Raw genomic sequence first — 11,817 nt, forward strand, 5'->3', positions numbered from 1 at the left:
AATCGGCGGTTTGGGTACCGACACCGTCCGCTAGGCCAATAGAACACGGAAGTGTGGGCGTGGACACCCCTACCGAGCGACGACAGACTAGAAGGCACCGACAAGACACGGGATGGCGACGATTTGGCCACAAGCCGGCAACGGCGCTTGGGGGGTGCGGTAATGCGCGTGCTGTTCAGCAGCCGAGCCAAACACGACTACCTTTCCGACGCGTTGACCTTGCTATCTGGTTGGACGCGGGACGGTGAGCAGATCCGGCGCACGCTGGTGATCGACGATACCCAACACGCGGCCCTGACTGAACGGGTCAAGGTTGTGGCGGACGCCCTGCATCTACGTCCCGAGATAAGCCGCCGGTCCGACAGCACCCTGATCCGGGTCGGGCACGGCAACGGTGACCCCCTGACCGAGGGTGAGGTCCTGCTGGCCGCCCGTATCGAGGACGCCTACCGGGCGGTCACCGAGTCCTGACGAGCCGGCGCGGTGGCGCCGGTTTCCTAACCTGGATCGCATGGCGAACATCGCGTACGACCGCAAGGAGCAGGTCCAGCAGATCGAAAGTGGGCTGCTCGACGGCGAGCAGATCATCGCCGTCTACGACGCCGTCGGCACCGGCACCGGGTTCATCGGGCTGACCGACCGGCGCGTGATCATCCAGGACCGCTCCTTCGTCGGTAAGCGGTATGCGATCACCAGCATCCCGTACTCGAAGATCACCAGCGTGAGCGTGGTCAGCAACAAGTCCTGGGGTGGGTCGTTCTTCTCCACCGGCGCGATCGCGATCCACGTCGGCACGCACACCTACGAGGTGGAGTTCCGCGGCGCGCAGAAGAGCCACCACGTGCACAACGTGATCCTGCACCACATCTCCTGACGATCCTTCGACCGGGAGCCCGGCGGGCGTAAATGCCTTGCCGGGCTCCCGGCGTCTCTGGTGTCCTCGGTGCACAGTCGCCCGAAGGGAGCAGTGCCATGCCCAACACGACGAAGTCCCCCCGACCGAACGTCATCCGACTTGAGGAAACGAGGCTTCGTGAGCAGAACTGCTCCGCAGAGGACACCCGTCACTGAGCACAACCCCGGAGGCCGCTGATGTCGGTCTTCGACGATCCGGGCCTCTTCGGCCGGCTGTGGGCTGCCGGATACGACAGCCCCGGCAACCCCGACCCGGCGCCCGCCGTGGACTTCCTGGCCGATCTGGCCGACGGCGGTCCGGTCCTGGAACTGGCGATCGGCACCGGCCGGGTCGCACTGCCACTGGCCGAGCGCGGCCTCACCGTGCACGGCATCGAGGCGTCCGACGAGATGCTGGCGCTGATGCGGGCCAAGCCCGGTGGCGACCAGATCCCGACGGTCGTCGGTGACATGGCGGACGTGGGCGTAGAGGGCCCGTTCCGCCTGGCGTACCTGGTCTTCAACACGCTGTTCAACCTGGTGGACGCCGAGCGGCAGGCGGACCTGTTCCGCAACGTCGCCCGGGTGCTGTCGCCGGGCGGGGCGTTCGTCATCGAGACGTTCGTCCCCGACCCGAGCGGTTTCGACGCGGACGAGCAGTTACAGGTCCGCGAGGTGACCGAGGACTCCGTGACGATCCGGGTGCACCGGTACGACCGGCCAGCGCAGCGGTTCATCCGGCAGACCATCACCTTCGACGGCAACGGTGTGCACCTGAAGCCGTTCGCGATGCGATACGCCTGGCCGCACCAGATCGACGAGATGGCCCGGCAGGCGGGCCTTGCGCTCACCGAGCGGTACGCCGACTGGCACCGGCAGCCGTTCACGGCGGAGAGTCCGTCACACATCTCGGTCTACCGGGCGCGGTAGCGGTCGGTCGACTCGGGTCCCCCGTGGACGTCCACGGGGGACCCGAGTCGATCCCGCCGAGCGCCTTGCGCGCTGGGCTGATTCTGCTGGCAGCAGTACCTGCTGGCGGATGGCGTCGATGCCCGGTCGACTGCTCTCATGCCTCGTTTTCCGCGTACCTCGCCGTACTGGCCGGTGGTCAGTCATCCCCTGCTGCGGCGCGTACTACCCGGGTTGGCCGTGTCCGCTCTCGGCGACGGCATGGCGGTGGTCGCGGTGCCCTGGCTGGCCAGGCAGCTCGCACCAACCGGTCAGCACGGTCTCTGGATCGCGGTCGCGGTGGCCGCGTACACCCTTCCCAGCGCTGTCGGAACGCTGGCGTTCGGTCGGCTGCTGCGCGGGCGCGGCGGCGCCCGGCTCGCCGGGTGGGACGCGATCCTGCGGGCTGCCGCGCTCGCCGCGATCCCGATCGCGTACCTGACCGGCACGCTGACGATCGGGCTGTACGCCGTCCTGCTCGCCGCCTCCGCCCTCCTGCACTCGTGGGGTTCGGCCGGACGGTTCACCCTGATCGCCGAGTTGCTGCCGCAGCGACACCATCTGCCGGCGAACGCGGTCCTCACCACCATCTCCGGCTTCGCCACCGTCGTCGGCCCACCGCTGGCCGGCATCCTGATCGGCTGGGTGGGGCCGGTGTGGGTCATCGCCGCCGACGCCGCCACGTTCGCGGTGCTGGCGCTCACCTATCGGCTCGCGCTGCCCGCCACCGGAACAATCCGTCGGTACGAGCACAGCGCCCCGCGCACCGCAGGTTTCGCGTTCATCCGCCGTCAGCCCACGCTGCTGGGCCTGCTGGTGCTGAGCGTCGCATTCTTCTTCCTGTTCGGCCCGGTGTACGTCGCGATGCCGTTGCACGTCACCGACGACCTGCGAGGTTCCGCGACGCTGCTCGGCGCGTACTACACCGCTTTCGGCATCGGTGGCCTCCTCGGCGGTGTGGTCGCCGGCCACCTCCGGCACTGGCCGCTGCGCGCGACGATCATCGGGATCGTCATCGGGTTCGGCGTCGCCATGCTGCCACTCGGCGTGGGGGCGCCCGTCGGATTGTCCCTGCCGGCCTTCGCGCTGGCGGGCCTGATCTGGGCGCCGTACATGTCCATGTCGATGGCGCTATACCAGCGCAGCGCGTCGACCGGGCAACTCCCCGCCGTACTTGCCGCGAACAGCGCCGTGCTTGTTCTCGCAGTGCCTCTGGGCACCATGCTCGGCGGCCCGCTGGTCGGCGCCATCGGTCCCCGCCCGACGCTGCTCCTCAGCAGTACTGCGATTCTGGCGCTCGGGCTGGCCGCAGCAGGGTTCGCCATGCTGCGGCAGAGTACGCCGAGTCCCGTCAGAGTGCCCCGCCGGTCCAGCTCGCGGCCCTGGCGCTCACAAGGCGAGCGCGAGGCCGAGACCGACCAGCACTGACACGGCGGCGCCGGATCGAGAAACCCGTGCAGCCCTGACGGAGGCCGTCGGCGACCGTCAGAGTCGGCGGGCGCGAAGGACACCGGTCAGCATCGGCAGGGTGAAGTCGCCCTCGGCGGTCTCGGCCATTCCGCCCAGGAACTCGCGGATCCGGTCGAGCGTGGCCGTCCGCTCCGGTTCCGGCATGACCAGCAACCCGGCCCGGGTCGCGAGCGTCGCGACCAGGGAGTCGGCGCTCCGGCGCTGCCCGTGGGGAAACTCGGCCTGCTCGGGCGTACCGAATCGGTCGGCAGTTCCGTTGCCCGGCCTGAGCAGGCCTGCCGTCGCCGCGCGCCAACTGCTTAAGGTGTCACGCGGGCCGATGGCCGCGCTCCCGCTGACCCGTTCGAGGGCTGCCACCCAGTCCACCCGGTCGTCCATCACGTTCCACAAACCGGCCAGGATGCCGCCGGGCGTCAGGACCCGGGCGATCTCCGGCCCCGCGACGGTCATGTCGAACCAGTGCAGGGCGTTGCCGGCCAGCACCGCGTCGACGGACGCGTCCGGCAGGGGGATCGCCTCCGCGCTACCGGGGAGGGCCCGTACGGTCGGCAACGCCCGGCCCAGCTCGGTGAGCATCGCCGGGTCGGGCTCCACCGCCACGACGTCGACACCGAGCGCGATCAGCGTGGCGGACAGCTTGCCGGTGCCGGCGCCGAGATCGAGGACTCGCGAGCCGGGCGCGACCTCGAGCGCCCACCGCGCCGCGGCCTGCGCGTAGTCCGGGCGATGCCGGGCGTACGCGGACGCCGCCGTACCGAACGACGAGCTGAGCACCATCGATTTCACGTCCTTCGATTGTCGGTGTCCGCATCATCCCTCGGATCCTGGATGTCGGGGTGTCCCGATCGACCGGACACCCCGACATCCAAGACGCCGGAGGCGCAGATCTGCCGTGGTCAGCAGCAGTGTGAGCCGACTCCGCTGGCCACCGGTTCGGTGTCGGTGGCCTTGGTGAGCGTGTCGGCGTCGGCCTTGACGGTGTAGACCTCCCAGCGCTCGGCACCGGGGCCGCGGACCCAGACCTTGTCCTGCAGCGCGTAGCAGCATTCGGTGTCGTTCTCCTCCAGCGTGATCAGGCCGGAGTCGGTGAGGCGCCTGGTGGCGGCGGTGACGTCGTCGGTGCTGAACACCTCGACACCCAGGTGATCCAGCGCGGTGGGCTGGTCGGCCTCGCCCTCGATGAGGACGAGCTTCAGCGGCGGGTTCTCGACGGCGAAGTTGGCGTAGCCGGGCCGACGCTTGGCCGGGTCGACGCCGAACAGCTTCGAGTAGAACGCGATCGAGCCGTCGAGGTCGGACACGCGCAGAGCGAGCTGAACACGGGACATGGGAATCCTCCTGCTGGGGCGAACTGCTGTCTAGACGGATTTCGAAGCAACCCCACCGTTGCAGCTTGATTCGATGTCTGTCAAGGTAGATGAGTGCCGAAACAGAATTTGCCGGTCGTGGACCTGCAAGCGGTAGCCTGCTGTGCGCCGCTGGCGGCCCGCCCGATGGACGCCGAACAGGCGGCGGTGGTCGCGCCGATGTTCAAGGCCCTCGGTGACCCGGTCCGACTGCGATTGATGTCGATGATCGCGTCGGTGCCGGAGATCTGCGTGTGCGACCTGACCCCGGCGTTCGACCTGTCCGGGCCGACCATCTCCCACCACCTCAAGGTGCTGCGGGAAGCCGGCCTCGTCGACTCCGAACGTCGCGGCACCTGGGTGTGGTACAGGGTGGAGCCCGAGGCGTTCCGTCAGCTCGGCGTACTGCTCGATCTGCCGACCACTCCTGCCACCGCGTGAGCCGCAACCTCACCCGCCGGGCCTCGGCCGAGTTCGCCGGCACCGCACTCCTCGTCGCCGCCGTCGTCGGGTCCGGGATCGCCGCGGCTCGCCTCTCCCCCGGTGACGTCGGGCTCCAACTACTGGAGAACGCGATCGCCACCGCGTTCGCGCTGGGCGCGCTGATCCTCGTGTTCGGGCCGGTGTCCGGCGCGCACCTCAACCCCGTCGTGTCCGCCGTCGACTGGTGGCTCGGCCGCCGCGCCGGCACCGGCCTGACCGTCCCCGACCTCGTCGCCTACACCGCCGCGCAGGTCACCGGCGCGGTCGCCGGATCCGTGCTGGCGAACCTGATGTTCGACCTGCCGGCGGTCACCTGGTCACACACCGAGCGCACCGGCGCGAACCTGTGGCTCGCCGAGGTCGTCGCCACCGCCGGCCTGGTCGTCCTGGTCTTCGCCCTCGCCCGCAGCGGCCGGACCGCCACCGCGCCCGCCGCCGTCGGCGCCTACATCGGGGCGGCCTACTGGTTCACCTCGTCCACGTCGTTCGCGAACCCCGCCGTCACCATCGGCCGGGCCTTCACCGACACCTTCGCCGGAATCGCCCCCACCTCGGTGCCCGGCTTCGTGGCCGCCCAGCTCGTCGGCGGCCTGGTCGGCGTCGCCGCGCTCGCCGCCTGGTACCCCCACGCCGGAGACGTCGCTGGCGATGTCCTCGTACCCCACCTCGCCGAGGAGACAGAAGCCCGATGAGCGACAAGCCCAGTGTCCTGTTCGTGTGCGTGCACAACGCCGGCCGCTCACAGATGGCCGCCGGCTGGCTCCGCCACCTCGCCGGGGACACCGTCGAGGTCCGCAGCGCCGGCAGCGAACCCGCCGAGACGATCAACCCGGTCGCCGTCGACGCCATGCGCGAGGTCGGCATCGACATCACCGACCAGACCCCGGTCCGACTCACCTGGGACGCCGCCGAAGCCAGCGACGTCATCGTCACCATGGGCTGCGGCGACGCCTGCCCCGTCTTCCCCGGCAAACGCTACGAAGACTGGAAACTCACCGACCCGGCCGGGCAATCCATCGACGTCGTCCGCGAGGTCCGCGACGACATCAAGGGTCGCGTCGACGCCCTGCTACGAGAGCTACGCCCCTGACGCCGCCACCGCGCAGGGAAGGCCCGACAGCTACATTGTCGCCACCAACACTGCCGATCATGGGGGCGTCTTGGCCAGGAACGACGATGGTGCGGGCCGCGGCAGGAACGCGCTCAGGAACCTGTTCGCCATCGGCGGTCTCAGCGGGATCGCTCTGATCGCCATCGTGGCGCTCATCGTGCTCCTCTGTTGCGCCCCCTGCCTCTGGTACCGGTCCCTGTCGCCAGACCTGCCCTTCAACTGAGGAATCCTCGGATCCGCTTCTCAGGCGGTGTCTTGACCGTCGGCGAGCGCTCGTAGCGGCGTCAGCGCCTCGCGTCCTTCACCGTCGTTGCCCCTCGCCGACCCGCGTATCGGGGCACCTCACGGGCACGCGACTGGTAAGACCGGGGCCACAGGTGCTGCTTACGCAGGGCAGCGAGGGTGTGACCGTCGATGTATCTTCGGCGGCATGGGTGGAGGCCGGAAGCCTGGTAGCCGTAGTAGGCGACGGCAGGTCAGCGAGGATGAGCGCGCTGCGGCGGTGGAGGCGTACAAGGAGTCGGTCGCCCGGTTGCAGCACACCGCCTATCGGAACATGCGGCAGGTGGTCGCCTACGCGACGATCTTTGTCGCGGTCATGGCCACGTGGATGGTGTTCATCGGCCAGCCCACGCCGGCTACTTTCCCGTGGTACGCGATCGCGATCCTCAGCGGCGCATTGGGCCTGTCTAGCTACGTCATCAGTGAACCGCGTCCGCGGCTCTACGTGCTCGCCGCCGCTGTCGTCTTCGCTGTTGTGGGCGTGACCGGCGTCTTCGTTACGGACTAGGCGCTAACTATGACGTTGTCCGTCGAGCCGGAAGCTTTGGTCGGCTTCGCCCGCCAGGTCGATCGTGGTGCCGCCGATGTGTGGGAGGTGCGCAGCTACCTCAACCGCCATGCCGACGTGGCCACGGGAGGCGAGCATCTGAAGATCGCCAAAGCCGCACATGAGCAAGCGGTCGAGGTCATAGACAGCACTCTCAAGCGACTCGCCTGCCTTCTGGAGAACTCCGCCCCCGAGCTGCGGGCTGCCGCTGGCTATTACCGCACAACTGACCTGGCCAACGCCGACCGCCTTGAGCTCACCCTGCCGCCAGCGGGCGACCGGTGCATCACTGCCCTTGAACTGGAATTGGCGAACAACCCCTGCGCTCCCGCAAACTTCGTCGACGTGCGCGACGTGCGCGGCCACCTTGACACGCCGGGCGACCCGGACAAGCCCCCGAACGCGCTGGGTTGGATGGACTACGTCAGCCCGTCGAACTGGCTCAACGAAGTGTTCAACAACATCTTCGGCTTCGACCCCATCGGTAGGCTCCAAAGCCAGGTCTCCGGGGACTGGGAAGCCCTGGCCAAGATGGGCCCGGTTGTCGACAACATCGGGGCCGCCCTGCATGACCTCGCCTACAACGTCCAGTCCGGTACCACGACCCTGCGTCCCTTGTGGCAGGGCGTCGCGGGCGACGGAGCTTTCCGCTACTTCACGACCACTGCCAACGCCACCGCTGACCTCCGCACTCCCCTGTCCGCAATCAGCAAGGCGTACCGGGGCATGGCCGACGCCGTCTGGTCCGCCGGGGAAGCCCTCGGCGGCATTGTCAAAAGTTTCATCGACGGCGCCATCATCATTGGCGTCAGCGCTGCCGCCGGCACCGCCACCGCAGCAAGCGGGGTCGGCGCGATCGTCGGTTACGGCGTCGCGGCCGCAGAAGTCGCCGACATGTTCCGACTCTGGGGCGAAGCAACCAAACTCTCCCAGCAGATCGCCGCCGCCGTCCTCACGTTCCGCGCCATACTCAGCCGCGAACTCAGCGACCTCGACGCCGTCGCCCTCCCCGCGCTCCCCGACGGCGGCCGCTATGACCACCCCCTCGCAGGCGTGAAGGCATAAGACTTCGTGGACAACCTAGACGACATCGGCAGCGGCGACGAGAAACAAGCCCATGCCCTCCGCCGCATCCTCGACCACCTGGCGCGCAGTGAGAATCCCCTACTCAGCGAGATGGCCACCGCCGTCCAATCCGGTCAACTCACCCTGCGCCAAGCAGCCACGAGCCCGGCCTACAGCGCTGAGCTAACAACACCCTTCCAGACCTTCTGGAACGCCTATCAGAAGATGACCCCGGAAGAGCGTGAAGATCTCGCCTCTAGTTACTTGCCGCCCGAGTGACGCTCCATCTCGATCCGCCTATGGATATCAACCCCGACCCCTTGACCCCCAGGCAACCAACACACCCTTGCCACCTGCCGAACGTGCACATCGCGTTGGCCGAGTGCCGCCAGCTCGACGTGACGCCCGGCGCGGGCGAGCAGGTCCATGTGCCACAGGTGTGCGTTATGGCGCTCGTAGTCGGTGCTGTAGCACTACGCGACAGCACCGACTACCGCGATTGCCTGGTGAGCGCCGAAACGCGCTTTCATCAGCGACCGGAAGCCCAGGTTGTTGCCGATGATCTTCCGGAGGTTGCTGTTGACGCCGGCGGGGTCCTTCAGCCGAGTGAGGCGAGGGCCCGATGCAGGCGGCCGTGCGGTACTGATTTGTCTATTCCATCGAGAGCGGGTCGTGGTCTACTCGGGCACGGGAATCCGTGCCCGAGTAGACGTCACCACATCGTCAGCTGGTCACCGGCGGTCGGACTTGTCAACCGCCTCTGGCGCTGGTCAGGCGCGCACGAACTGCCACTGTTGGTTGGTCCCGTTGTTGGCGGTCCACTGTACGACCTGCGCGCCGTCACTGGTCGCTGCGGCGTAGACGTCGGCTGCCAGGCCGCTGGCCTGGTTGACGATGGTGTAGTAGCCGTCGCCGGTGGGCCGCAGGTACCACGACTGGTTGGTGCCGCCGTTGGCCGACCACTGTTGCAGTTGCAGGCCCTGCGTGGTGCTGCCGGCGTTGACGTCGAGCATCTTTCCGGACGCGGTGTAGCGCAGGGTGTACGCGTCCTGGGTGGTGCTGATCGTCCAGGTGGGGGTGCCGCTCTGCTGGACCGCCTTGGCGCCGTCGGCGGTGGAGTTGCCGGCGATGGCGAGGGGCTTGCCGCTGTTGCGGTTGACGATGCGGTAGGTGCCTGCTGCCGGCCCGGTTCCACCGCTTCCGCCGAGGTTGAAGTACTCGACCGCATCGGTGAAGACGGTGCTGCCGGACTTGGCGGTCGACAGTTGCAGGTACACGCGGCTGCCGGTGGCGGGGGCGGTGAAGGACACCGGTTGGGTGACCCGCGAGCCGAGTGGGACGGTCAGGGTGCTGTTGCCGGACGCGACGACCGCGCCGGTCGGGCTGTCGAGCCGGGCGGTCCAGGTGAAGCCCACCGAGGTGTTGGTGAGGTCGTCGTTGAACACGGTGATGTTGCGGGTCACCGTGGCGTTGCGGGCGTAGCTGGGCACCGCCTGCGCCAGCGGGAAGCTGCCGTTGGAGTCCGAATTGCCGGAGGCGGACCAGTACGGGAGGTCGATCGCGGCCACCGGGTTGAACGCCGCCTGCACACGCTGGATCTGCGCGTTGCTCCACGGGTCGGGCAGGTTGTCCGCGCCGTAGACCGGGCGAGTGTTCTCCTCCGTGGTGAAGTCGGTGGTTCGCACGCCGGGTACGACGCTGGCCCAGGCGGAGAGCAGCGTGTACGGGCGTAGGTCGCTGGCGTCCTTGCCGCGCTTGGCGGCAGTCGCGGTGGCGAACCATGTGAAGCCCTGCTTGGTGCTGCAGGCGGGCCAGATGTACTCGCCTTCGCCGTCCGGGCGCCCGGTGTGGCGATTCAGGGCCTCGCCGTAGCGGCCGACGCCGTCCAGGTAGTGCGCGAAGATGGTGAAGTTGGGGTAGGTCATGGCCGGGTACCGGCTGGGCGAGTCCGCGCCAATGCCGGCGTCGATGCTGATCGGCCGGGTGCCGTCGTTGCCGTTCATCGCCGCGTACAGGTCCTGTTGGAACTGCTGCGAGTCGTTGCTGTTGGAGCTGGGCTCGTTGATCTGACTCCAGCGGATGATCGCCGGATGGTTGCGGTCGCGCAGGGTCAGCGCACGAGCGTGGGCCACCATGTTGGTGCGTCCGGACACGAAGTCCTGGGAACCACTGCGGATGGCCGTCTCGTCGATGACCATCAGGCCCATCTCGTCGGCCACGTCGAGCATGTACGGGCTGGCCGGTTCCATGTGCATGCGTACCACGTTGTAGTTGAGACGCTGGTAGTTGTCCACCGCCTGCGGCCAGCCGCCGTTGCCAGACGACGGCGGCAGGAAGCCGGGCAGGGTGTCGTACGCGTCGCCCTTCCCGCCGTTGTTGACCCGGTCGTAGTCGGCGCCCTGCAGGCTGTCGCCGCGGAAGTTCACCCGCGCGCCGTTGAGGTAGTAGTACTCGCTGTTCTGCGTGCTCTCCCGGAACCCGAAGCGGTACGTGGCGTCACTGGTGCGGCCGTCGTCAGCGGTGGCGTGGATCGCCAGGCGGTGCAGTTGGGCCCGGTACCCGGACCGGTACGGCACGTTGGGCCACCAGTACGAGGTGGCGCCGAGGTCCCACGCCACGGGGCCCACCGTGACCTTCGCCGTCGAACGGGCCGCCACCGTCACGCTCTGCTGCGGCAACTGTGGGTAGCTGAAAGAGCCCGCGCCGTCGGACGTGATCGACCCGCCCAGGGTGACCGTTCTGGTCGCGGCCGAGGAGTTGGTCACCGACACGTCGTAGCTGAGGGTGCGGTTCGCCACCGAGGTACGGACGAACGCGTCGCTGACGTACACCGCCGGGTACACCCGCAGGGACGCGGACCGGTAGATGCCCTGCGGTACCGCCTCGGACCAGTCGGCCGCGATCGGGACCAGGTACTTGCCGTCGGACGACCGCAACGCACCGCGGCCCTTCACCTGCACGCTGATCGTGTGGGTGGTGCCCGGTGCGGCGTAGCTACTGATGTCGAAGTTCGACGGGGTGAACGCCGTCGTCTGGGTCGCCACCACCCGGCCGTCGACCGACAGTGTCGCCTGGTGGTTGACGGCGCCGAACTCGATCCAGGTCGACTGCGGCTGCCCCGAGTCCGGCACGGTGATGCTGCGCGAGTACACCGCCTCGTTCACGTCGGTGAAGCCCTGCTTGTACCAGCCGCCACCGGGCACCGCGATCGACGTCGTTCCCCGACCCGAGGGCGTGAAGCTCCACGTCCCGCTCAGATCGACCGAGGCGATCGCAGCGCTACCGGCCGCCACACCGTCAACTCCGGCGGCCGCGACACTCTGCGTCGCGACCGGCACGGCCAGGGCCGACCCGGGAGTCGCCAGGGTCAGGCCACCCAGCGTCAGGGGCAGGGCGAGCGCCACGGCCGCGGCCAGCCCTCTGGCCGACGCCGACAATCGGCCACCCCAGCGGACGTTCGTACGATGCACGGCAACCTCCTGTGACTCACCCAGCAGCCTTACAACTCCGGGTCAAGGCTTCGCTGCTGGCAGTAGTCGAATCGATTCGACGGTCCGCCAGGGGCGTCGGTCACCCGGGAGGGTGAACACGGCCGACACGTAGATGTGATTAACCGGCAACATGGGCACCGAGTCAAGGATTTGGACTCATCTATCTTGTGCCGAAGCCTG

At 68.4% G+C, this 11,817-nt stretch carries 13 protein-coding genes; 10 read left to right on the forward strand and 3 right to left on the reverse strand.

All coding sequences use genetic code 11. The features are described 5' to 3' along the window. Positions 1-162 precede the first annotated feature (162 nt). The 4 genes from AB0I89_RS15275 to AB0I89_RS15290 all read left to right on the forward strand — a co-directional run bounded on the left by AB0I89_RS15275 (position 163) and on the right by AB0I89_RS15290 (position 3,270). Positions 163-471 (forward strand): 4a-hydroxytetrahydrobiopterin dehydratase, encoded by a 309-nt coding sequence (locus tag AB0I89_RS15275; RefSeq protein ID WP_357126121.1) that lies wholly within the window; start codon positions 163-165, stop codon positions 469-471. Positions 472-511: 40 nt separating this feature from the next. Then, positions 512-874: a PH domain-containing protein gene (locus tag AB0I89_RS15280; RefSeq protein ID WP_355050625.1), complete on the forward strand. Its 363-nt coding sequence runs from the start codon at positions 512-514 to the stop codon at positions 872-874. A gap of 218 nt (positions 875-1,092) precedes the next feature. Continuing rightward, a complete protein-coding gene (locus AB0I89_RS15285; RefSeq protein WP_357126126.1) occupies positions 1,093-1,824 on the forward strand; it encodes a class I SAM-dependent methyltransferase in 732 nt (243 codons plus the stop codon). A gap of 138 nt (positions 1,825-1,962) precedes the next feature. Then, a complete protein-coding gene (locus AB0I89_RS15290; protein WP_357126129.1) occupies positions 1,963-3,270 on the forward strand; it encodes an MFS transporter in 1,308 nt (435 codons plus the stop codon). A 57-nt stretch (positions 3,271-3,327) separates the two neighbouring features. On the opposite strand, the gene AB0I89_RS15295 is transcribed toward AB0I89_RS15290, so the two are convergent. Together AB0I89_RS15295 and AB0I89_RS15300 are read right to left on the reverse strand one after the other, a co-directional pair. Next, positions 3,328-4,089, reverse strand: a complete 762-nt coding sequence (locus AB0I89_RS15295; RefSeq protein ID WP_357126568.1) for a class I SAM-dependent methyltransferase — start codon at positions 4,087-4,089, stop codon at positions 3,328-3,330. 119 nt (positions 4,090-4,208) lie between these two features. Further along, positions 4,209-4,640 carry an ArsI/CadI family heavy metal resistance metalloenzyme gene (locus AB0I89_RS15300; RefSeq protein ID WP_357126132.1) on the reverse strand — a complete coding sequence of 144 codons (432 nt, stop codon included), beginning with the start codon at positions 4,638-4,640 and terminating at the stop codon, positions 4,209-4,211. Between the two features lie 165 nt (positions 4,641-4,805). On the opposite strand from AB0I89_RS15300, the gene AB0I89_RS15305 reads away from it, so the two are divergent. From AB0I89_RS15305 to AB0I89_RS15330, 6 genes are all read left to right on the forward strand, one after another. Continuing rightward, on the forward strand, positions 4,806-5,099 hold the full coding sequence (locus tag AB0I89_RS15305) for a metalloregulator ArsR/SmtB family transcription factor (RefSeq protein WP_357126571.1): 294 nt from the start codon (positions 4,806-4,808) through the stop codon (positions 5,097-5,099). Continuing rightward, positions 5,096-5,833 carry an MIP/aquaporin family protein gene (locus AB0I89_RS15310; RefSeq protein WP_357126135.1) on the forward strand — a complete coding sequence of 246 codons (738 nt, stop codon included), beginning with the start codon at positions 5,096-5,098 and terminating at the stop codon, positions 5,831-5,833. The genes AB0I89_RS15305 and AB0I89_RS15310 overlap by 4 nt, the downstream gene beginning before the upstream one ends. After that, positions 5,830-6,231 carry an arsenate reductase ArsC gene (locus AB0I89_RS15315; RefSeq protein ID WP_357126138.1) on the forward strand — a complete coding sequence of 134 codons (402 nt, stop codon included), beginning with the start codon at positions 5,830-5,832 and terminating at the stop codon, positions 6,229-6,231. The genes AB0I89_RS15310 and AB0I89_RS15315 overlap by 4 nt, the downstream gene beginning before the upstream one ends. Positions 6,232-6,754: 523 nt before the next feature. Next, positions 6,755-7,042, forward strand: a complete 288-nt coding sequence (locus AB0I89_RS15320) for a hypothetical protein (RefSeq protein WP_357126142.1) — start codon at positions 6,755-6,757, stop codon at positions 7,040-7,042. A gap of 9 nt (positions 7,043-7,051) precedes the next feature. Beyond that, entirely contained in the window at positions 7,052-8,146 is a 1,095-nt protein-coding gene (locus tag AB0I89_RS15325) for a hypothetical protein (RefSeq protein ID WP_357126145.1), read from the forward strand. A 6-nt stretch (positions 8,147-8,152) separates the two neighbouring features. Beyond that, positions 8,153-8,425: a hypothetical protein gene (locus AB0I89_RS15330; RefSeq protein WP_357126149.1), complete on the forward strand. Its 273-nt coding sequence runs from the start codon at positions 8,153-8,155 to the stop codon at positions 8,423-8,425. Positions 8,426-8,916: 491 nt separating this feature from the next. Here the strand turns inward: AB0I89_RS15330 and AB0I89_RS15335 are convergent, their stop codons facing one another. Beyond that, positions 8,917-11,616 (reverse strand): RICIN domain-containing protein, encoded by a 2,700-nt coding sequence (locus tag AB0I89_RS15335; protein WP_357126152.1) that lies wholly within the window; start codon positions 11,614-11,616, stop codon positions 8,917-8,919. Positions 11,617-11,817: the final 201 nt, after the last annotated feature.

Source organism: Micromonospora sp. NPDC049801 (assembly GCF_040656575.1).
Classification (GTDB): Bacteria; Actinomycetota; Actinomycetes; order Mycobacteriales; family Micromonosporaceae; genus Micromonospora.

Bases quoted from the DNA above. Each gene is read 5' to 3' on its own strand.
- AB0I89_RS15275 (WP_357126121.1), top strand. From the start codon at position 163: ATGCGCGTGCTGTTCAGCAGCCGAGCCAAACACGACTACCTTTCCGAC.
- AB0I89_RS15280 (WP_355050625.1), top strand. From the start codon at position 512: ATGGCGAACATCGCGTACGACCGCAAGGAGCAGGTCCAGCAGATCGAA.
- AB0I89_RS15285 (WP_357126126.1), top strand. From the start codon at position 1,093: ATGTCGGTCTTCGACGATCCGGGCCTCTTCGGCCGGCTGTGGGCTGCC.
- AB0I89_RS15290 (WP_357126129.1), top strand. From the start codon at position 1,963: ATGCCTCGTTTTCCGCGTACCTCGCCGTACTGGCCGGTGGTCAGTCAT.
- AB0I89_RS15295 (WP_357126568.1), bottom strand. From the start codon at position 4,089: ATGGTGCTCAGCTCGTCGTTCGGTACGGCGGCGTCCGCGTACGCCCGG.
- AB0I89_RS15300 (WP_357126132.1), bottom strand. From the start codon at position 4,640: ATGTCCCGTGTTCAGCTCGCTCTGCGCGTGTCCGACCTCGACGGCTCG.
- AB0I89_RS15305 (WP_357126571.1), top strand. From the start codon at position 4,806: ATGGACGCCGAACAGGCGGCGGTGGTCGCGCCGATGTTCAAGGCCCTC.
- AB0I89_RS15315 (WP_357126138.1), top strand. From the start codon at position 5,830: ATGAGCGACAAGCCCAGTGTCCTGTTCGTGTGCGTGCACAACGCCGGC.
- AB0I89_RS15325 (WP_357126145.1), top strand. From the start codon at position 7,052: ATGACGTTGTCCGTCGAGCCGGAAGCTTTGGTCGGCTTCGCCCGCCAG.